This window comes from Cytobacillus oceanisediminis, assembly GCF_022811925.1.
In the GTDB taxonomy this organism is placed as follows: Bacteria; Bacillota; Bacilli; order Bacillales; family Cytobacillaceae; genus Cytobacillus; species Cytobacillus oceanisediminis_D.
On the sequence record NZ_CP065511.1, the window covers coordinates 1,328,220 to 1,349,497 of the forward strand.

Genomic DNA, 21,278 nt, shown 5'->3' on the forward strand with positions numbered 1-21,278 from the left:
CTCCTTAAGTATTAAAAAAGGGAGGTATAAGAACCTATCCCTTTTTTAATATAACATTTTATACAAAATAGAGGTATTTGTATTAAACTGGCAGAGTATCAGCAATATGGCAGCTTACAAAATGATTATTAACTAGCTCCCTTAGGGGGGGTTCTTCTTGTTTGCATTTTTCTACAGCAAAAGGACAGCGTGTATGGAACCTGCAGCCTCCAGGAGGATCAATCGGTGATGGAACATCTCCTTTTAATATGACGCGGTCTCTTTTTAAAGTTGGATCCGGAACTGGAATAGAAGATAGCAGCGCTTTTGTATACGGGTGGAGCGGAGAATCAAACATTTTTTTTTTCTCAGCGATTTCGACTACTTTCCCTAGATACATCACCATAACCCGATCTGAAATATGCCTGACGACACTAAGGTCATGAGAGATAAAAAGAAAGGTCAGTTTAAACTGTTTTTGCAGCTTCTTTAATAGATTGAGAATTTGCGCCTGGATTGATACATCCAGAGCAGATACAGCTTCATCGCAAATGATTAATTTGGGATTAACGGCCAATGCTCTGGCAATCCCAATACGCTGGCGCTGGCCGCCGCTAAATTCATGCGGGTATCTTTCAAGCGCTTCTGGAGGAAGTCCAACATAACCAAGCAGTTCGAGCATTCTTTCCTTTCGTTTTGATTTTTCAACCACATTCTGAATGGCCATTGCTTCATTCAAAATTTGCTTCACCGTTTGCCTGGGGTTAAGAGAGGCAAAAGGATCCTGAAAAATAACCTGCAAATCACCCCTAAGTTTTCTCATATCCTTTTTATTTAACGTTAAAATATCTTTCCCCATATAAAGAACCTTTCCATCAGTAGGTTCATCAAGCCTTAAAATTGCACGTCCGGTAGTTGATTTGCCGCATCCGGACTCTCCAACTATACTTAATGTCTCCCCTTCAAAAAGCTGAAATGAAATATCGTCTACCGCTTTTACATATGCCTTTGGCTTGAAAATAGAATCTTTTTTAACCGGGAAGTATTGTTTTAAATTGTCTACTTGTAAGATGATATTTTTTTCTGCTGTCGTTTCCATGCTAGACAACCCCTTCTTTATCTCTTTTGCCAGTCCACTTGTCTGTATATTTCCAGCATCTTACCTTAACATCGTCAGAATGGGAAAAAAGGTCAGGCTGATGTGTGGCGCATATATCTTCCGCGTAAGGGCATCTAGAGGCAAACCGGCATCCAGCAGGCATATTGTAAGGGCTGGGGACACTGCCATCTATCGTAATTAACTCATCCTGATCTTCATGGATTTTAGGTAATGAGTTCAAAAGCCCTTGGGTATAAGGATGCTTGGGTTCGGCAAAGATTTGCTCTGTAGAAGCATGCTCGACTATATTTCCGGCATACATAACAGCAACCTTATCACATGTTTCTGCCACAACTCCCAAATCGTGGGTAATCATGATAACACCCATTCCTATCTTTGTTTGCAGGTCTTTAATCAGCTCCAGTATTTGCGCTTGAATTGTAACATCCAGGGCGGTCGTTGGTTCATCTGCAATTAATACCTCTGGTGTACATGCAAGAGCCATAGCAATCATGACACGCTGGCGCATCCCGCCGCTCAACTGGAATGGCTCTTGCTTCGCTCTTTTTTCAGGAGACGGGATACCTACAAGCTTAAGCATTTCAACTGACTTATCCCACGCAGCTTTCTTTCCCATCTTTTGGTGTAGCCTTAAAGCTTCTGCAATTTGCTCTCCAACTGGGATTACAGGATTTAAGGAAGTCATAGGCTCCTGAAAAATCATTGATATTTCATTCCCGCGAATTTTCCTCATTTCATCCTCTGACATTGTTACTAAATCTTTTCCTTTAAAATAAACGGAACCCCCAGCAATTTTTCCAGGAGGAGAAGGAATAAGACGGAGAATGGAGAGGGAAGTCATACTTTTCCCGCATCCGGATTCCCCTACAATTCCCAGCGTTTCCCCTTTATGCACAGTAAAATCGATGCCATCAACCGCTTTACTGACTCCCCGCTTTGTTGTGAAATGTGTTTTTAAACCTTTTACTTCCAGTATTGGTTTGTTTCTTTCTTTCACAGCCAGTCACCACCCTTAACTTAATTTAGCTCAATGCGTTTATTGAAGAACCGATAAAAGACATCTACGAATAAATTCACAACTACGAAAATAAGTGAGGCAAATAATACTCCTCCCTGGACCATTGGCAAATCACGCATTCTTATCGCATCAACAATCATTCTTCCGAGGCCATTAATAGCAAAGATGGATTCAACCAATACTGTACCGCCAAGGAGTGCGCCAAACTGAAGTCCCACAACCGTAATCACTGGGATCAGTGCATTTCTTAATGCATGTTTAGAAATTATGATTCGTTCGCGAAGCCCTTTTGCACGTGCTGTTCGAATATAATCCTGGCGAATAACTTCCAGCATACTCGACCTGGTCATCCTTGCGACAATTGCTGCACCGCCTGCTCCAAGAGTAACAGCTGGCAAGATGACATGGAGCAGACTGTCCCATCCGGCAACTGGTAAAATTTGAAGCTTAACAGAGAAGAAATACATAAGCATGAGGCCAAACCAGAAGCTTGGCAGTGAAATTCCTAAGAGCGCGACAAGCATGACGCTGACATCGGTCAATGAATAAGGTTTAACAGCTGAAATAATTCCTGCTGCCATCCCCAGCACGATTGTAATAATGATGCTAAAGAAGGCAAGTTCAATGGTAATTGGCAGTCTTACCAATATTTCATCAAGAACAGGCTGGCTGTTTTTTAAGGAAACACCTAAATCACCCTTAAACACATTTGTTAAATATTCAAAGTACTGGATATATAAAGGCTGGTTTAATCCAAGCTGTTCACGAATAGCTTCAATTGTTTCTTTTGAGGCGCCTTCACCTGCAAGAAGTACTGCAGGATCCCCTGGAACGAGCTGCATAATGAAGAAGACAACAAAAGTAACTCCAATAATAACCGGGATTGTTTGTAAAATCCGGCGTAATATAAACATCAGCATAGATGTAACCTCCTCAAAGCTTTTATTTTTTCATCCTAGGGTCAAAAGCATCACGCAAACCATCCCCAAAAATATTAAACCCAAGGACGAGAATGGAAATAGCGAGACCAGGAAATAGGGCAATATACGGTGCTGAGAATAAGAAATCTCGTCCGCTGCTAAGCATAGTCCCCCATTCAGGTGAAGGGGGCTGTGCACCAAGGCCAAGGAATGATAATCCTGCAGCTGATAGAATGGCAGTAGCCAATCGCAAAGTCCCTTGAACAATAATGGGTGAAAGTATGTTTGGAAAAATATGCTTGAAAATAATGACTAAATCATTGGCGCCAAGCGAGCGTATTGCATCAATATATTCAAGGCGCTTTACTTCTAAAGTAGATCCGCGGACAATTCTGGCAAATAAAGGTACAGAAAAAGCTCCTACTGCTATGGTCACATTAATCAGACTTGGACCCAGTGCTGCAATAATGGCTAGGGCAAGAAGAATCCCTGGGAATGCAAGCATAACATCCATCATCCTCATGATAATGGTGTCAACCCATTTGCCATAATACCCAGCTGCAAGACCAAAAATAATTCCGAAAAATGCTCCGAATAACACAGCGGCAAATCCAACCCCCATTGATAGCCTTGAACCATAAAGAATCCGGCTTAAAATATCTCTTCCTTTATCATCTGTTCCCATCCAATGGTCTGCAGATGGAGGAGTCAGCTTATTTTCCAAATCAATTTCGTATGGGCTATATGGAGCCAGCAGCGGTGCAAATACCGCCATTAATAGATAAACAATAATAATGATGGCCCCAACTAAAGCAGCTTTATTTTGTATCAATATAGAAAGAAAATCTTTTATTCTAGATTCCTCTGGGCCAATAAATGTCCTCTGAGCAATTTTAGGCTGCTCCGTTTTTACTTGAACTGTCATCTTATTTCCCCCCTAAAGATTTTGTAGTAGTACCTGAAATTAAAAGTCAGTCTTCCTCCTTTCAAAAGAAGAATGGTATAAAAACGAATGATGTTTAGTTAAAACTATCAAAATTACCTGTAAAGTAAATATTTTTTAAAACAGTTGTCAAAATATTTAAAAATCAAGTAAATATTCTGTAAATATCTAAATGCATCATCTTCTATAATGCAGATAAGCATTTATGGAGGGATGGTGAACATTGATTTACTATCGGAATTTTTTATAAAAAAAGGGGAGAGAAAAATGGAGAAAGATAGAAAGCACTTTCCGAAGGGATTACTGATGATTTGCTTAAGCTTAATGATGCTGTTTGTATCAGCTTGTTCTACACAAACAAAAACAGAACAGGACGCCGGTACTGAATCCGAAGGGAAAAAGGATGGGGGCACCTTGTCAGTTGTCCGTCTATCAGATGCAACAAAATTAGACCCTCACTTTATTACAGACATTCCTTCTGCAAATATTATTTATCAAAAAGTATACGAAACTTTAGTAGAGCCAGATAAAGATATGAACATTCAGCCGCTGCTGGCAACAGAATGGAATGTCATTGATGATACGACCTGGGAGTTTAAGCTAAAAGAAGGAGTAACCTTTCATGACGGTACTCCGTTTAATGCAGAAGCAGTAAAGGCCACCTTTGACCGTTTGCTGGATCCAAACACTGGATCACCTCAGCGTGAGAAATTCGCGATGATTAATGAAGTAAAAGTAATTGATGAATACACAGTACAATTATTGCTTGATTACCCATATGCTCCACTGCTTTCAATTCTTGCAAGCAGCGAAGGCAGCATCATAAGTCCAAAGGCGTTAACTGAAAACCAAGAGACACTTGCAGAGAAACCTGTTGGTACAGGCCCATTTGTTTTTGAAGATTGGAAAACTGGCCAGGAAATTTCCTTGAAGAAAAATGAAAACTATTGGGGAAAACAGCCAAGTATTGACCGGGTTGTTTTTAAAGTGGTCCCAGAAGATGCGACTCGGCTGGCTATGATTGAAACTGGAGAAGCACATATTAATGATCAGGTGCCTGTTACGGAAATCGAACGAATTGAAGCTTCTGATTCGATGGGGCTTTTCCGGGCAGAGGGGCTTGCAGTTGAATATATCGGGTTTAATACCAAAAAGACACCATTGAATGATGTTAAAGTCCGAAAAGCAATCAGCCATGCCATCGAGAGAGAAGCAATTATAAAAGGGGTTTATAACAATGTAGGGACACTTGCTAATGCAGCAATGAGTCCAAAGGTTTTTGGCCACAGTGAAAATGTTAAGCCTTATAATTATGATTTAAATGAAGCGAAAAAATTGTTAAAAGAAGCAGGATATGAAAACGGGCTTAAGCTTAAATTACTGACAAGCGATAGAAAAGAACGGATCAATATGGCTGAAGTTATTCAATCCCAATTAAAGGGAATCGGCGTTGAGGTAGATATTCAAGTGATGGAATATGGAGCATATATCGATACGATTGATAAATCTGAGCATGATTTATTCATTGGCGGATGGGGAAATGCCACAGGCGATGGAGATTATAATCAGTATAACCTATTCCATACTGCCTCACAGGGACCTCCTGGAAACCATTTCTATTACAGCAATCCTGAGGTAGACAAAATCATCGAAGAAGCACGAAGAGAAACTGACGAAGCAAAGCGCAAGGATCTTTATGAACAAGTGATGCAAATGGAATTAGAGGATGCGGTTTATATTCCGATTCGAAACTATGAACATATGGCTGCCCATAGTCAAAATGTAAGCGGCTTTTGGCTGAATGCTGCCAATTATCTTATGATTGATGATGCAGTAATTAAGTAAATAGAAATTAAAAAGTGAAACGGAAAAGTACTTTTGAAGCAAAAGTGCTTTTCCTTCATTTTCAATTTTAGGAGGAATCAGAATGACAGCTCTATGGATTACAAATGTTCGGCTAGAAAAAGGATTCATCTACGAAAATGAACAAATTACAGGCACTAGCACTGAAATTTGCCACTTGAAAATCGATGATGGGAAAATTGCAGAAATCACACAACTTGCCCCAGGTTCTAATGAAAACCAATTCGATGCAAAACAGAAACTTGTACTTCCTTCTTTAAGAGATATGCACATTCATATTGACAAAACCTATTACGGTGGCCCATGGAAAGCCTGCACACCAATCACAAACGGCATTTTCACCAGATTAGAAGAGGAAAAAGAACTTTTGCCGAAGCTTCTCCCAACCGCACAAGAACGCGCTGAAAAAATGATAGAGCTGTATTTAAAAAATGGCCATACTCATATTCGCACACATTGTAATGTTGACCCTGTAATTGGCCTGAAAAACTTAGAAGCTACTGTCAATGCACTAAAAAAATATGAAGATGTCCTTACATATGACATTGTTGCGTTTCCGCAGCATGGGCTGCTGAGAAGCGGTTCTGTGCAGTTAATTCGGGATGCTATGAAAAATGGAGCCACCCTAGTTGGCGGTGTGGATCCAGCTACAGTGGACAGGAACATTGAAAAGTCATTAAATACAATATTTGAAATTGCAGCAGAACATAATAAGGGAGTCGATATCCATCTTCATGATCCTAACTCATTGGGGGCTTTTACATTCGAGAGAATGGCAGATTATACAAGAGAATCAGGAATGGCAGGAAGAGCAACGATTAGCCATGGAATTGCTTTAGCCGACCTGTCCGAAGAAGCATTGGCTGAGGTGGCGGCAATATTGAAAGAGCAAGAAATTGACGTGACCACTACCATTCCAATTAATCGTACAACTATTCCTGTTCTTGCACTTGATCGTTATGGTATTCCCGTTTCAGTAGGGCATGACAGCATCACTGATCATTGGTCTCCGTTTGGAACAGGAAACACCATACAGAAACTGGGAACTCTTGCGGAAAGGTTCCGAATGATTGATGAATATTCTTTATCATCTGTCTTGAAGTTTGCAACTGGCGGGGTTACTCCCCTAAATAAAGCTGGTGAACGGGTTTGGCCAAAAGTCGGGGACGATGCGACAATGATGCTTGTTGATGCGACATGTTCAGCAGAAGCAATTGCGAGAAGAGCAACGGCTGAAACATTATTTTTCAAAGGCAAGAAGGTTGAAAGCAAACGAACTGAACTAAACATAATAAATTCATAACTTAAGAGCAAAAAGGAGGAAATATAATGTCAACTTCCTATTGGTTAACAAATATTAAGCTTGAAACAGGATATCTTCAGGATGACAATGGAGCTTATACAACAACAACGGAACTCTTTCATTTAAAAATTGAAGATGGAAAAATAATAGAAAAACAGAGCAGCAGTTATAAAATTTCCGAGAATGAAAAAAAGTTGGACGGAAGAGGATTTCTGGCTGTGCCATCTTTTAAAGAGATGCACAACCATCTTGATAAGACCTATCTTTCTCTTGATTGGAAGGCTTGCAGGCCGGTCAAAAATTTAGAAGAACGTTTACAGTATGAAGCAATGGAGCTTGAGGAATTGGCGCCTACAGCCAAACAGCGGGCAAGCAAAATGATTGAGCTTCTCCTTTCTAAGGGGTCAACTCATATTCGTACCCATGTAAATATTGATCCCTATATAGGCTTGAAGAACCTGGAAGGCGTAAGAGAAGCTTTAGAAGACTATTCCGACAAACTGACATTCGAAATTGTAGCTTTCCCTCAACACGGTCTATTAAGGGAACATGTAATTCCTCTCATGAAAGAAGCGATGAGATCTGGAGCCAACATTGTAGGAGGTCTTGATCCTGCAGGAATTGACCGCAACATTGAAAAGTCACTCTATGAAGTCATGAATCTGAGTACAGAATTTGATGCAGATATAGATATCCATTTACATGATGGCGGACATGCAGGATTATATACCATTGATAAATTTGCTGAAATGATAGAAGAAGTAAAGTGGCACAATCGTGCTGCTGTAAGCCATGCATTTTGTTTAGGGGAAGTACCAGTTCCGCAAGCAGAAGAAATGGCGGAAAGATTGAGTGAGCTTGGAATTTCGATCATGTCCACTATTCCTATAACAAAATCTCTTCCACCAATTGAACTCTTAGACAGGAAAGGTGTAAATGTTTATCTGGGCTGCGATGGATTCTATGATTCCTGGGGTCCTTTCGGGAATGGAGATCTGCTGGAAAAAGTCACAAGATATGGTGAGCTTTATCGTAAGAGCGATGAAATATCTCTGGCACAATCCTTAAAATGGGCCACTGGGGGTCCTGTTCCATTAAACAAGGATGGAGAGATGAGTTGGCCGCTTGAGGGAGAAGAGGCAAACTTGGTACTTGTCAATGCTTCGTGTTCGGCAGAAGCAGTTGCGAGAACACCTAAGAGAGAAGCGGTAATTTTTAGAGGGAAAGTTGTCGCGGGGCAGCTAACATAGGAGTGTTAAAGGGTTTCCTGAATTAAATGATATATCTAAAGAAGATATGGAGGATCAGATGCTAAAAATTGATGATGGCCTAATGTTCTTTGAAGCAGCCGGGAAAGGTGACCTTGAATGTTTGAAAGCATGTGTAGAGAGTGGCATTAATATCAATCTGCAGGATAAGAAAAAACGAACTGCCATACTGATTGCTTCGATAAATAAGCATTATGATATGGTTCATTATCTGGCGGAGTCAGGGGCAGACATTAATCTTCAAGATCAAACCAGCTTAAACCCATTTTTATATGGATGCATTCATGGTGATTTGAAGTTAGTAAAAATGATGATAAGCGCAGGTGCTGATATTAATCTCTTAACTAGATTTGGCGGGGTGGGTATTACTCCAGCCTGTGAAAAGGGACATATAGAAGTAGTTCGGGAGCTTTTAATGTCTACAGATATAAACGTAAACCATACAAATTATTGCGGATGGACACCTTTGATTGAAGCAATTGTTTTGAATGATGGAGGAGAAAACCAGCAGGCCATCATAAAGTTATTGCTTGAACACGGAGCCGATACAAACCTTACAGACCAATATGGTGTGAAACCGATTGAGCTTGCCAGAAGAAAAGGATACAGAGAAATAGAGGATATTTTATTTACCGCTGGTATAGAGTAATTGCATAGTAAGGTCTGAAGTATTTTATAATACAATTATATTAATAAAGTCCGATAACATTTAAGGTAAAGAAATCCCTTTCTGTTTGATAGCAGAAAGGGATTTCTTTTGATTCATAAAGATGTCCTTGAAAGTTGATTCCCTCAGCAGCAATAGCGGCCAATGTAAAAGCATATTAAGTACCCGCAAGAAAACTAAAGTTTAAAAGTTTTATTAAGCAGGGAAGATATAGGAAAGGATATTCAAATAATTCTGAAGACAGTATGTTAACATCAAGTATAAGGACATATTTAAATAAAGGAGGAAATGCGATGAATACAGATATACAAAAAGAAGAAAACCGTTTTTTTATAAATGATGAGAAAGGGGACATGATTGCCGAAATCACCTATATTCCAAGCGGCGATTCGGTCATAACCATAGACCATACATATGTAAGCGAATCCCTGCGCGGTAAGGGAGTTGCAGGAAAACTGCTGGAAAGTGTCGTTCAGGAGGCGCGCAGCAAAGGATATAAGATTGTGCCTGCCTGCTCATATGCAAAAGCTGTTTTTGACCGGAAGAGCGAATATCAGGATTTACTCGCGAAATAAAGGAGGTTTTTCTGAATGCACGCAAAAATAAAAGAAGTAAATGGAACAGCCATCTCATATTATGATGAAGGCACAGGTGAGCCGCTGGTATTGCTGCATGGTTTTTGCGGCAGCAAAGATTACTGGGCAGGGGTGATTCCCGTTTTGGCGGAGAACTTTCGAGTCATTGCGGTGGATCTTCCAGGACATGGGGGTTCAGGTTTGCCAGCCGGTGACCCATCAATTGAGAAGATGGCTGAAGTAATCAAAGAGGCTATAGATGAGATGGAGCTGGATAAAATATCTCTTATCGGCCACTCATTGGGCGGCTATGTAACTCTTGCATTTGCTGAAGCATACGAAGACAAGCTGAAATCCTTTTCTCTTGTCCATTCAACAGCCAGCCCTGATTCAGAAGAAGGAAAGAAAGGAAGAGACGCAGCTTCCGGCAAAATTGATAAAGAGGGAATTGAATCCTTTATTGATGGACTTGTGCCCAAGCTCTTTGCACCCGGTGAGAAACATCCAGAAGAAATTCAAATGGCGAAAGAGATTGGCTATTGTACAAGACCTGAAGGTGCAAAGGCTGCCTTGAAAGCGATGAAACTGCGTGAGGACCGCAGCCATGTCTTGAAGAGCACTGAGCTCCCGGTATTACTTGTCGCTGGAGACAAAGATCAGATTGTCCCGCCTGAAAAGTCATTTGCAGTTGAAGGACCTAATATTAAGCAAATGACCATTAAAGCTGCCGGACATATGAGCATGTACGAAGCACCACAGGAACTCGCCGAAATTATTCGCAGGTTTTTGAAAGAGTAAGCAGTTTCTGATTTTTGAGCGCACATAAATATTTCTATCCGCACATAAATTTGTGTTATACGCACATAAAAAATCTTATCCGCACATAAATTGGCGTTATGCGCACATAAAGGTTCCTGTGACCCCAAATTAATCATTTTTGCGATTGAAATACAGAAAAAAAGCTCCTTTTCACCCGAAAAGGAGCTTTTCTTACTTAAAAATAACCGAAATGATCTCGTCTGTCGTCATTCCGCTTTCTATTTCAAACGTACCGGGACGCAAATCGTTCTCAAGGCCCCGTTTTTCTACATCTTTATAGAATTGGACTCCGCTTTCAATAATATGGGCTTTTTCAAGCGCGTTCCCCACGTCAATGCTGGTCATTCCCATTGATACGGTTAAAATAGTCCTGTAAACAACTTTTTCGCCAGTTTTGTCCTCAGTTTTCTCTTCTGCTTTTTCATCTTTTTTCTCGCTGGACTTTGCTGCGGCAGCGAGCTGTTTGCTCCATTCAGCTTCAGTGTTGACGACGTAGCCTTTAGATGCGAGCAATTCAATCATTTCTTTATCTGACAGCTTTTCTGCTTTCTCTGTCTTCTCAGAAGGCTTTTCTGTACTCTTTGCTTCAGAAGGTCCAAAAAGGTAGACGCTTCCTGTCAAGATGGCCGCCGCTAAAAGGCCTGCTGCAAAACTGCGCAAGGTATTGGGTGTCATTGGGCAACCATGCTCCTTTCACCTTTGTTTGCTGAATAAGGCAGGAGCATCAGGTCGACCTCGTTAGGTGTAAGCTGTTTTTTTAATGCAATGCTTTCATTCGAATATCCGCGTTTATGCATATCCAGTACTTCGCGAAGCAATAGTCTTTCTTCTGATGGCCCGCTCATTGCCCCGGATTGCTTTGCTGTAATCTCAGCATCCAATTCAATATTTCTGATTTGCTGCTGCAGTTCATGAATTTCATTTTTTAATGTAAAAGTAACCTGATCGATTTGCTGCTCAATATTTGATTTGGATTGCGCCGTTTTTAAAAACGATAAAATGAGCAGCACGACTGCTGAACCAAATAATATGGCGATTACCCATCCCATCCTAAAATCCTCCCTTATGTAAACACATTTTTTCTAGGTATCTATTTTTTTACCAAACTAAATTATACCTTTATTGCCGGGGGATTTCGAATGATAACCTCAAAATAACACGATAGTCCCGTTTTTATGTAAGAAAAAGGAGCGGATGGTAAATCTTTTTGCTTATTAGCTAAAGAAATAAGAGGGCAAAAAACCCGGTCCATACGGGACCAGGCATCAGTTTGTCAGCTTTCTTTCTGCAGCTGTGCGCGTTTGGCTGCATGCAGTATATCTTCAATAGGAGAGACTCTGCCGAATTTATCTTTATGAACAATGTGTTTTCTTTCGAATTGAGTCGGATTATCGATTCCTGCAGCTGCCGCAAGATTAAATAGTCCTTCTCTTAGAGAGATGACATAGTTGCAGACACGGTAATGCTTTTCATCAACAATCAATCCATCCTGCAGCTTTTTGTCGGTTGTCGCAACCCCTGCAGGACAGTGATTTGTATGACAGACTTGGGCCATGATGCAGCCGACGCTGATCATAAAACCCCTGGCGATATTGACCAGATCCGCTCCCATCGCAAGAGCAATGGCAATTTTATCAGGAGTGATTAATTTACCGGAAGCGATAATTTTTACACGGTCCCTGACTCCGTACTCTCTCAGCATTTCATCCACAACAGTCAGGGCGGATTGGATGGGGAGGCCCACACTGTCTGCAAGCTCTTGATAAGTAGCGCCTGTTCCGCCTTCACCGCCATCAACTGTAATAAAATCAGGGCCTTTGCCGCTCTCCTTCATATAGGAAATCATGTTCTCAAGGGCATCAAGATCGCCTACCACTATTTTCATTCCGACAGGTTTTCCGCCTACACTCCGGAGCTCCTCAATAAAGTCGAACATAGAAGGGGCATCATCAAATTCATAAAAACGGTTTGGACTGTTAATCGTTTTGCCAACCTCTACAAGCCGGATACTGGCAATTTCTTCGGTTACTTTTTCACCTTCAACATGGCCGCCGCGGGTTTTCGCACCCTGCGCAAGCTTTAGTTCAAAGGCTTTTACCTCAGGCAGTTCACTTTTCTTTTTAAATTCTTCCCATGAAAATTCCCCGTTTGCCTTTCGGACGCCGAACATATCAGGGCCAATTTGCATAATAATATCCGGGCTTCCGGCCAAATGGTACTGAGACAGACCGCCTTCACCGGTATTCATCCAGGTGCCTCCGGCAAGGCCAAGACCTTTTGAAAGGGCAGTGATCGCCTTTTCGCCAAGAGAGCCATAGCTCATGGCCGATTGGCCGACAAGTCCCTTGACTCTGAATGGCTGCCGGCAGGTCTTTTCTCCAAGCACAACCGCATCTTCATCCCGCAGATAGTAAGGATTGGCCAATTTTTCTTCGCTGTGTTCCTTTCTTGAAAACAGGTTGTCTCCATCCACTTTATAAACTCGTGTTTTAACTTTCTGTGTATTATCCACCTTCATTTCATCAACGAGTTTAGGGAACAAGGTATTGCGTATATAGAAGCCTTCTTCATTAAAATCTCTTATAGAGCCGAATCCTATTAACCTTTCTTTGTATTTGCCGGCTTTGACAACATCCTGGTATTCTTTTCTCGAAAAAGGCTTGCCTTCTGTATCATTATTGAATAGGTATTGTCTTAACTCTGGCCCTACTTTTTCTGTGATGTATCGCACCTTCCCAATTACAGGGAAGTTTCTGAGTATGGAGTGCTGTTTCTGCCTGTCATCTTTTACATACCAATAAATAAATAGAATAACTGGTACAAAAATAACGAATGCAATAAATAGAAATAATGCAATAACAAGGTAATCTATTAAACTCATTTTATCCTCCTTCTATTAAAACTGGCTTAGGGCTTCACGGATAGCGGTGTCGCCAGAGGCTGCCTCTATGGTTGAATTAAAGATAGCTTCTTTATCAATAGACTCTACCAGAACTTCGGCTGCGTCCTCACGCGGAATCTCAGCATCCCGATCATGGATTTTCTCTGACAGGGTAATCTTTCCGCTTCCGGGCTTGTCAGTTAATTGGCCAATCCGGATAACCGTGTAGACCAGATCGGCAGCTTTAAGCATATCTTCTGGAAGATCCTTCGCCGCAATCTTGCGGGAAGGGTCCGTTTCACTTTCCTCCGCTTTGACTGCACTCATCATCACAAATCGTCTGACATCGGATTTTTGTGCCAATTGGATGATATCTGAAATAGATTGGTGATCGACCATGACTGTTTTGCTCGTATGTTTTTTAGGATTGACGCCTGTTAAATAAATCACTGCATCTGATTCCTGGAGATGGGGGATTAGCTTTTGCTCGTCATAAACAATTGCATGGGCTGCACCAAGTTTTACAAGATCTTCAATTTGGTTTTCATTTGCGGCAACGGCAAGAGCTTCAAGCTTCCTATCTGCGAGCTTCCTGATTACATGCTCACCCACATCTCCATTGGCACCGATTACAATCACTTTCATGCTAACGCCTCCTTTTCTACCCTTTTTCCACATAGGGTTTATTTAAAACCAAAATTAGGCAAACAAAAAAGCGGCCCATTAGGACCGCGCTGGTATAGGATGATTCCGCTTTCACTTGCACTATGAATGTACATTGCCCTGCATGCCCAAAGCAGAGATCGCCGCATATAAAATTTTGGCCAAGAATTTCTTTTATCTGATGTGAAGGCCCCAGTTGCAGTGTGGATGGCTGCACCTTTGCCCAGTTCATGAACGATATCTATTTTTGTTTATTTCTTATATAATAAGTTATGATTAGCACGACGCGAAAGGAAGTAATAAAATCTTGAAAAATAGGAAGCTTATTGTCATCCCCATTATGATTCTTGTAGCTGCAGCTGCAATGTGGATGCTTAATAAAGATTATCAGCAAATAGATATGCTGATCCGATTTATGATAGCAGCTGGTGCAGCACTATTATCAGGAGTCATCTCATATTTTTTATTCAAGCCGGAAAAAGAAGAACAATAAAGATGCCTGCTCCCTGGAAAGGGGACAGGCATTTCTTTTTGGAACTTTTACCATTCGGTTTCGTATATAAGCTGAAGGAGTTGATAGAGGTGAATCATGTTAAGGAATGCCCAAGATGCAAAGGTACGGAATTTGCGGAAGGCACCGACTTCATGCCGGTTAAACCATTAAATAAAAAACTCTCCGCTGGATCTTTGAAAATCTATCGCTTTTGTTTAAGCTGCGGAGAAGTTGTTTCTATTAGAGTTGATAATCCAGGTAAGTTTAGAAGCCGGTGATGGATGAGAATGCTTCATGAAGCCGAAAACCAGGAAGCAAAGAGAAAAATGGTCGCCATGGGGGCTTCATGAAGCCGAAAATCAGGAAGCGAAGAGAAAAATGGTCGCCATGCGCTTCATGAATCGCTTCATCCACCCAGCACTCTTATTTCTTCCGCTTAAGCAGCTGTAAATCAATGTACAGCTGGCATCTTGTGTTAAAGTCATCAAAGTCGATGGATGTTAAATCTGTAATTTGTTTCATTCGGTATTTTAATGTATTTGTATGGATGAAAAGCTGTTCCGCAGTCGGCTTAAGGCGGCAGTTGTTCAATAAATATACTTCAAGCGTCTTCAGCAGGCTGGTTTGGCTTTCCAGGTCTTTTTTCTGTAGCTTCATAAGGTCTTCATTTACATATTTAGTCAGGCTGTTATGCTGAGCAATAGGTTCTAAATACCGGAATACCCATAGCTTTTTATATTCATAAGGCAATTCTTCAGGTGATCCAATGAATTTGGCGGCTTTGATGACCTCCCGAGCCTCTGCATAGCTTTTGCGCAGTTTTAGGATGGAGGAATATTCTCCTCCGATCCCTGCATACACAGTCTGCGATCTGAATTGGCTAAGAACGGTATTGGTTAATTCATGTGCGTCTTCTGATAGGCTGCCAGGTGCAGGGGAGCTGCTGCCGATCATGACGATAATTTCATGCTGGTTTGTAAATATGTGAGCTGGATGGCTGAGGGCATTCGCGAACAGCCGAACGGTTTCATTTAATTCCGCAAATATCTCTTCATCTGCCTGCACGACAGTAAATACATTGATTATATAGGCCTCCGGGAGGATGATCTTAACATTGGCGGCCTCCCATTTGATCTGATCTTCCGTCTGATAGGTACGATCAATAATCTTTTGGTAAAATTGATGTTTTTCTTCTTCTTTGCGAAGTTTTTTCAGGTTTTTCTGATATAATAGCTTTCCAATATGGAAGGAAACATCATGCAGAAAGTCCATTTCGCTTTCTGATAGAGAGCCTTCTAATTCCTGAACCCATATAAAACCCAGTATCTGCTCTTTATATTTTGCACTTACCACTATGCGCTGGTTAAGGCCGATTTCTTCCATTTTCTTAATTCTAAAAGGCTCAGGAATTGTCTTTAATTGATCAACAATGCCTTCATCCATGAATTTCTCCAAAATGGGAATGGGCCATCTCTTCGAAAATATAGTCTGCTGATTCGCCAAATCAAAATGTTCAATATAATACGAGCTATAGGCCAGCAGCGAGAATTGTTCATCCTCGATGACAACGGGCTTCTTTAAAAAAGTGCTGACCATTTCTGTGATCTCATCAATATCTGCCATATTAAGGATTTTCTCCAGCGGCTGGCTCATTAAGGCTCCCTCCTAAACATTGCTGTTCTTATTATAGTGAAAAATAATGGGAGGCACCACTCGAATTTTGCAGAAAGAAAAAGGACCGGGCATTTTCTTGGCCCAGTCCTGATAAGTTTAGGTTATTTTAAGGATTTTTCAAAGTCAGCAAATTGTTTTTCGATTTCTGCAGATGGCTTTGCAGTTAGAAGGCTTACCACTATGATGGCAATTAAGCTGGCAGCAAAGCCTGGAATCATTTCATAAAGCACATCAGATAATCCGGCTTGAGACCAAATTATTACAGTGCTTGCCCCAACAATCATTCCTGCTAATGCTCCCCATCTTGTCATGCGCTTCCAATATAAGCTAAGAATGATAAGAGGTCCGAAAGCGGATCCGAAACCAGCCCATGCATACCCCACAAGGTCTAGAATCGTTTCATTTTTCTCCCATGAAATAATCAATGCAATGATAGAAACCAGCAATACAGATAATCTTCCTATTGTAACTAGTTCTTTATCTGTCGCTGAGCGGCGGAAGAATGTTTTATATAAATCTTCCGTTAATGAACTTGATGTTACAAGCAGCTGGGATGAGATGGTACTCATGATAGCTGCGAGAATTGCCGAGATTAAAAAGCCGGTAATGATCGGGTGAAATAAGACTTCGCCAAGTAGGATGAAAATGGTTTCAGGGTCGTCTATTGAAATGCCTGTATCAGCAACATATGCGATACCGACGAAACCTGTCAGCATAGCTCCAATACTCGAGAAAATCATCCAGCCCATCCCAATGCGGGTGGCTTTCTTGATTTCTTTAACAGAACTGATAGCCATAAAACGGACGATAATATGAGGCTGGCCAAAGTAGCCAAGGCCCCATGCAAAAAGGGAAATGATGCCTAATAGACTTGTCCCTTTAAAGACATCAAGGAAAGCTGGATTGATTGTTCTTGCAGTATCAATTGCCGGCCCAAATCCGCCAACATGGAAAAGTGTTACTAGTGGTACAAGAATGAGGGCGATAAACATAATCAAACCTTGAACAAAGTCTGTCCAGCTAACCGCAAGAAATCCTCCAAATAGCGTATATGCTACTACAACACCTGTAATGATCCATAAACCTGTATGGTAATCCAGCCCGAAAGTGCTTTGGAATAATACTCCACCGGATACCATGCCTGATGATACATAAAAGGTAAAGAAAATTAAGATAACTAATCCTGAAATCAGGCGCAGGATTTTGGAAGCATCCCCGAAGCGGTTTTCTAGATAACCGGGAATCGTAATAGAATCATTGGCTACCTCAGTATATGTGCGAAGCCTTGGCGCAACATAGATCCAGTTCGCCCATGCCCCGAGAGTTAAGCCAAGGACAATCCAGGAAGCGCTTAAGCCAGTGGCATACATGGCTCCTGGGAGTCCCATCAGCAGCCAGCCGCTCATATCGGATGCACCCGCACTTAAAGCAGTTACTGCAGGACCCAGTGTTCGTCCGCCGAGCATGTAATCTGATAGATTGGAAGTCCGTTTATAGGCATAATAGCCAATCCAAAGCATCCCAATCATATACACGGTAATGGATATAATTAATGCATAATCCATTTGTAAGCCTCCTTTTTGTTAGTTTAACAAAATATTTAGATAAAATAAGCGATGAGAAAGCAGTGGATTTGCTTTCTCATTACTTAGAAATCATGAATGGTTGTTTATTATTATAGCCATATTTTATTGTTTTGGAAGAAAAATAATTTTAAAGTTTTACTTTTTGAAAATGCCCTTAAATGCAAAAGCAATATTAGCCGGGCGTTCAGCGAGCCTTCTCATGAAATATCCATACCAGTCCATTCCATAAGGTACATAGACACGCATCTTATAGCCTTGCTTTGCCAGTTCCAGCTGTGTTTTATTCCTCATGCCATAGAGCATTTGGAATTCAAAGCGATCGTTTGGAATGTTATGCTTCTTTGCCAATTTTTTTGTGTACTTGATGATCTGATCATCGTGAGAAGCTATTGCTGTATAATTTCCATTTAACAGACTTTGCTCAATTAATTTCTTATAGTTTTCATCTACATCTGTCTTTTCAGGAAATGCATGCTCCGGTGATTCTTTATAAGCACCTTTTACCATTCTTAAGAAAGGCTGGTATTTTCCCAGATCCTCGAGGTCCTTTTCAGTCCGGTACAGGTAAGCCTGCAGAACTGTGCTTACACAGCTGTACTTCTCTTTAAACTGTTTAAACAAATCGATAGTGGCCTGGCAGCGCGGTACATCCTCCATATCAATTGTCACCATTATCTTATGCTTCTCGGCAGTATCAAGAATTCTGGTCATGTTTTTCACAACAAGATTATGATCGATATCCAGACCAAGGGAAGTCATTTTTAGGGATACTTGTGAATCAAGTCCTTCTTTGCTGATCATTTCAATGGTTGAAATACATTCCTCTGTACGTTCATTCGCGACTTCAACAGAATCAACAAATTCTCCCAAATGGTCAACTGTTACAGAAAGTCCTTGATTATTCAGATCTCTGATAAAACGGACGCTGCTCTTGAAATCAACCCCGCCAATTAATTTACCTGCGGCAAAACTTCCGCCTCTGTTCTGGGCAATTTTATTTAGCAAGCTATTTTTTGATAAATATAGAAAAAAGTCTCTTGTAATCGCTTCCATTTTTTCAGGCACCTCCAATGGTTATATCTTTAGATTAATCTTACAATTCTGTGACAAGTTACGACAATGTTCATAAAAAACAAAGATTCTATATTTCTATTGTTGACTGAAGACAATGAAAGGCTGCATTTTCCAGACAATGAAACATCTGCATCAGTTTTAATTCTTTGATTACTGCTTCCCGGGAACTTCCGCTTTCTGTTGTCAATTAATATGTAAGAAAAGTTTCCATATTATTGTTTACATTGACAAGCATTTGTATTTAAATAGTAATATAGTTTTGAATATTAACTTATTTCTGAAAACGGGGGTTAGAGAAAATGAGAGAGCAGTTAAAGAAATTTGCGCAATTTACAGCATTGTCCAGTTTGCTTGTCCTCTCTGCATGCGGCGGCAATCAGGCTTCAGGGGATGAGGAAGGGGAGAGCAGCGGAGGAGCAGTTAAAGCGGATATTGGAGTTATTTCTTATATCAGCGGGCCAGGTGCAGCTTATGGCGAAGCTATTACAAATGGCTTAAAGCTCGCACAGGAAGAAATCAATGGCAAGGGTGAAGTCGAGATAAACCTTGTTATAGAAGATTCCGCCGGCAAGCAGGATCAGGCATTGACAGCAGCACAAAAGCTTATGAACTCAGAGAATGTAACAGGAATTATCGGGCCTACTTTAAGTACAGAAATGAATGTAGTTGGTCCAGAAGCCGATCTGAACGGGGTGCCGATCATGGGGACTTCAACAACTGCAGAAGGGATTCCGCAAATTGGGGCCTATGTTTTCCGCAACTCGCTGCCTGAAGCTTTGGCAATTCCGGCTTCAATAGATAAAGCCATTGAAAAATATGATGCTAAAAAAGTAGCAATTCTATATGGAAATGATGATGTTTTTACAAAATCGGGCTTTGACACGATGAAAAAAGCAGCAGAAGAGAAGGGCCTTGAAATCTTAACGATTGAAACGTTCCAAAAAGGACAATCAGACTATAATGCACAATTGACGAAAATTAAAGGTTTAAAGCCAGACCTTATTCTGGCGTCAGCTCTATACAATGAAGGTGCAGTCATAATGGATCAGGCAAGGAAAATGGGCATTGATGTCCCGTTTGTCGGAGGAAACGGCTTCAATTCTCCTGAGGTCATCAATATCGCAGGGGATGCAGCAAATGGCCTGATTGTGGCAACTCCTTGGTATGGTGAAAAAGAAGATGATAAGGTCAAGGAATTTGTCGGTAAGTATGAGGAAGAATACGGCAAAAAGCCTGACCAATTTGCAGCCCAGGCTTACGATGCACTATATATTATGGCTGAAGCATTAAAAAATGCGGGTGAAGCTGACCGTGATGCACTCCGTGACGCTTTGGCCGAAATCAAAGGCTTTAACGGAATCCTTGGAGAGTTCTCTTTTGATGAAGAAGGGGATGTCGTAATGGAGCCGACCGTTTTGGTTATCGAAGGCGGGGCATTTAAGGAATTTAATTAAGAAAGCTGCAAAAGTGAAGCTCTGGCGCTTTCAGTGCCAGAGCTTACTTTTAAGAAAATGATTCATATAAATAAAGTTAGTAGGTGAATACCGTGTTAATTGAACAATTAATAAACGGAATTACCCTTGGCAGCATTTATGCCATCGTTGCACTTGGGTTTACATTGGTTTTCGGGGTGCTTGGCATTATCAATATGGCACACGGAGAAATCTTTATGTTCGGAGCCTTCATTGGTGTTGTTGTCACTTCCACATTTAAAGGGCCGCTTTGGATGGCCTTTATGGCAGCAATTTTGATAACTGCCGCAATGGGATATCTGCTTGAGCGATTTGCCCTGAGACCGCTCAGGAATAAACAGGGGGTATCCCATCTGGCGCCATTGATCAGTACCATTGGCGTTTCGATACTGCTGGAAAACCTGTCCCACCACATTTTTGGTCCAGGCAACCATCCTTTCCGTGCTTCTTTTGCGGAAATAAGTTTCCAGATCGGTTCGATCACCGTATATCTTGTGCAGATTGTCATCTTCGTCATTTCTGTCCTTCTCATGTACGCCCTTTCTTTTTGGCTAGGCAAGACAAAGGCAGGAAAAGCCTTAAGGGCAACTGCTGAAAACCTGGAAACTGCAAGCCTTCTTGGTGTTGATGTGAAAAGAACGATTACGATGACTGTTATCATCGCATCTGCGATGGGCGGGATTGCCGGGATCCTGGTCGGAATGGCATTTAACTCTGTTACGCCTCAGATGGGATTATCCATTGGTCTAAAAGGACTTGCCATCATCATTCTTGGAGGCATGGGGAATGTCAAGGGAGCGATGGCCGGGGGCCTTATCCTTGGTCTGGCGGAAACCTTTGTCGTTGTTTACGGCAATTCGGGATACAAGGATGCAATAGCTTTTGCGGCCATTATCGTCATACTTCTAATCAGGCCGCAGGGATTGTTTGGCCAAAAAATTTCAGCGTAAGAAGGTGAAC

Annotated in this window: 22 protein-coding genes; 11 read left to right on the forward strand and 11 right to left on the reverse strand. The window is 41.3% G+C overall.

Annotated elements, in window-relative coordinates; genetic code table 11:
• Positions 1-82: 82 nt before the first annotated feature.
• From IRB79_RS06880 to IRB79_RS06895, 4 genes are read right to left on the reverse strand one after another with little or no spacing between them, the layout of a single operon-like run.
• Positions 83-1,078: an ABC transporter ATP-binding protein gene (locus tag IRB79_RS06880; RefSeq protein ID WP_243507644.1), complete on the reverse strand. Its 996-nt coding sequence runs from the start codon at positions 1,076-1,078 to the stop codon at positions 83-85.
• A 1-nt stretch (position 1,079) separates the two neighbouring features.
• A complete protein-coding gene (locus IRB79_RS06885) occupies positions 1,080-2,096 on the reverse strand; it encodes an ABC transporter ATP-binding protein (protein WP_243507646.1) in 1,017 nt (338 codons plus the stop codon).
• Positions 2,097-2,116: 20 nt separating this feature from the next.
• The gene (nikB, locus tag IRB79_RS06890) at positions 2,117-3,037 is read right to left on the reverse strand and encodes a nickel ABC transporter permease (RefSeq protein ID WP_197249156.1); all 921 of its coding nucleotides are present in this window, start codon (positions 3,035-3,037) and stop codon (positions 2,117-2,119) included.
• Positions 3,038-3,059: 22 nt separating this feature from the next.
• Entirely contained in the window at positions 3,060-3,962 is a 903-nt protein-coding gene (locus IRB79_RS06895) for an ABC transporter permease (protein WP_243507648.1), read from the reverse strand.
• A gap of 285 nt (positions 3,963-4,247) precedes the next feature.
• On the opposite strand from IRB79_RS06895, the gene IRB79_RS06900 reads away from it, so the two are divergent.
• The 6 genes from IRB79_RS06900 to IRB79_RS06925 all read left to right on the forward strand — a co-directional run bounded on the left by IRB79_RS06900 (position 4,248) and on the right by IRB79_RS06925 (position 10,454).
• A complete protein-coding gene (locus IRB79_RS06900) occupies positions 4,248-5,825 on the forward strand; it encodes a glutathione ABC transporter substrate-binding protein (RefSeq protein ID WP_243507650.1) in 1,578 nt (525 codons plus the stop codon).
• A gap of 82 nt (positions 5,826-5,907) precedes the next feature.
• A complete protein-coding gene (locus tag IRB79_RS06905) occupies positions 5,908-7,146 on the forward strand; it encodes an amidohydrolase family protein (RefSeq protein WP_243507652.1) in 1,239 nt (412 codons plus the stop codon).
• A 26-nt stretch (positions 7,147-7,172) separates the two neighbouring features.
• Positions 7,173-8,396 carry an amidohydrolase gene (locus IRB79_RS06910; RefSeq protein ID WP_243507654.1) on the forward strand — a complete coding sequence of 408 codons (1,224 nt, stop codon included), beginning with the start codon at positions 7,173-7,175 and terminating at the stop codon, positions 8,394-8,396.
• Positions 8,397-8,454: 58 nt separating this feature from the next.
• Positions 8,455-9,063: an ankyrin repeat domain-containing protein gene (locus IRB79_RS06915; protein ID WP_243507655.1), complete on the forward strand. Its 609-nt coding sequence runs from the start codon at positions 8,455-8,457 to the stop codon at positions 9,061-9,063.
• Positions 9,064-9,374: 311 nt separating this feature from the next.
• Positions 9,375-9,656: a GNAT family N-acetyltransferase gene (locus IRB79_RS06920; RefSeq protein WP_243507657.1), complete on the forward strand. Its 282-nt coding sequence runs from the start codon at positions 9,375-9,377 to the stop codon at positions 9,654-9,656.
• A gap of 15 nt (positions 9,657-9,671) precedes the next feature.
• Positions 9,672-10,454, forward strand: coding sequence for an alpha/beta fold hydrolase (locus tag IRB79_RS06925; RefSeq protein ID WP_243507659.1), 783 nt, complete (start codon positions 9,672-9,674; stop codon positions 10,452-10,454).
• Between the two features lie 192 nt (positions 10,455-10,646).
• Here the strand turns inward: IRB79_RS06925 and IRB79_RS06930 are convergent, their stop codons facing one another.
• From IRB79_RS06930 to IRB79_RS06945, 4 genes are all read right to left on the reverse strand, one after another.
• Positions 10,647-11,150: an endolytic transglycosylase MltG gene (locus tag IRB79_RS06930; RefSeq protein WP_243507661.1), complete on the reverse strand. Its 504-nt coding sequence runs from the start codon at positions 11,148-11,150 to the stop codon at positions 10,647-10,649.
• The gene (locus IRB79_RS06935; protein ID WP_048010370.1) at positions 11,147-11,524 is read right to left on the reverse strand and encodes a hypothetical protein; all 378 of its coding nucleotides are present in this window, start codon (positions 11,522-11,524) and stop codon (positions 11,147-11,149) included. Before IRB79_RS06935 ends, IRB79_RS06930 begins: the two co-directional genes overlap by 4 nt.
• A 224-nt stretch (positions 11,525-11,748) precedes the next feature.
• Positions 11,749-13,347, reverse strand: coding sequence for an FMN-binding glutamate synthase family protein (locus IRB79_RS06940; protein WP_243509287.1), 1,599 nt, complete (start codon positions 13,345-13,347; stop codon positions 11,749-11,751).
• Positions 13,348-13,371: 24 nt separating this feature from the next.
• Complete coding sequence (locus tag IRB79_RS06945; RefSeq protein WP_243507663.1) at positions 13,372-14,001, reverse strand: NAD(P)H-binding protein; 630 nt, start codon at positions 13,999-14,001, stop codon at positions 13,372-13,374.
• A 325-nt stretch (positions 14,002-14,326) separates the two neighbouring features.
• Here IRB79_RS06945 and IRB79_RS06950 point away from each other — a divergent pair, with 325 nt between their 5' ends.
• From IRB79_RS06950 to IRB79_RS06960, 3 genes are all read left to right on the forward strand, one after another.
• Positions 14,327-14,512, forward strand: coding sequence for a histidine kinase (locus tag IRB79_RS06950; protein ID WP_243507664.1), 186 nt, complete (start codon positions 14,327-14,329; stop codon positions 14,510-14,512).
• Between the two features lie 89 nt (positions 14,513-14,601).
• Positions 14,602-14,790 (forward strand): hypothetical protein, encoded by a 189-nt coding sequence (locus tag IRB79_RS06955; protein ID WP_243507665.1) that lies wholly within the window; start codon positions 14,602-14,604, stop codon positions 14,788-14,790.
• A 16-nt stretch (positions 14,791-14,806) separates the two neighbouring features.
• Positions 14,807-14,962 carry a hypothetical protein gene (locus IRB79_RS06960; RefSeq protein ID WP_243507666.1) on the forward strand — a complete coding sequence of 52 codons (156 nt, stop codon included), beginning with the start codon at positions 14,807-14,809 and terminating at the stop codon, positions 14,960-14,962.
• Here IRB79_RS06960 and IRB79_RS06965 read toward each other — a convergent pair.
• The 3 genes from IRB79_RS06965 to IRB79_RS06975 form a co-directional block, all read right to left on the reverse strand.
• Complete coding sequence (locus tag IRB79_RS06965) at positions 14,936-16,165, reverse strand: PucR family transcriptional regulator (RefSeq protein ID WP_243507667.1); 1,230 nt, start codon at positions 16,163-16,165, stop codon at positions 14,936-14,938. The genes IRB79_RS06960 and IRB79_RS06965 overlap by 27 nt on opposite strands.
• 122 nt (positions 16,166-16,287) lie before the next feature.
• A complete protein-coding gene (gene putP, locus IRB79_RS06970) occupies positions 16,288-17,751 on the reverse strand; it encodes a sodium/proline symporter PutP (protein ID WP_243507668.1) in 1,464 nt (487 codons plus the stop codon).
• Between the two features lie 156 nt (positions 17,752-17,907).
• Positions 17,908-18,825: a proline dehydrogenase family protein gene (locus IRB79_RS06975; protein WP_243507670.1), complete on the reverse strand. Its 918-nt coding sequence runs from the start codon at positions 18,823-18,825 to the stop codon at positions 17,908-17,910.
• A 320-nt stretch (positions 18,826-19,145) separates the two neighbouring features.
• Here IRB79_RS06975 and IRB79_RS06980 point away from each other — a divergent pair, with 320 nt between their 5' ends.
• Both IRB79_RS06980 and IRB79_RS06985 read left to right on the forward strand, forming a co-directional pair.
• Positions 19,146-20,300, forward strand: a complete 1,155-nt coding sequence (locus IRB79_RS06980; protein ID WP_243507672.1) for an ABC transporter substrate-binding protein — start codon at positions 19,146-19,148, stop codon at positions 20,298-20,300.
• A 92-nt stretch (positions 20,301-20,392) separates the two neighbouring features.
• Positions 20,393-21,268 carry a branched-chain amino acid ABC transporter permease gene (locus tag IRB79_RS06985; RefSeq protein WP_243507674.1) on the forward strand — a complete coding sequence of 292 codons (876 nt, stop codon included), beginning with the start codon at positions 20,393-20,395 and terminating at the stop codon, positions 21,266-21,268.
• Positions 21,269-21,278: the final 10 nt, after the last annotated feature.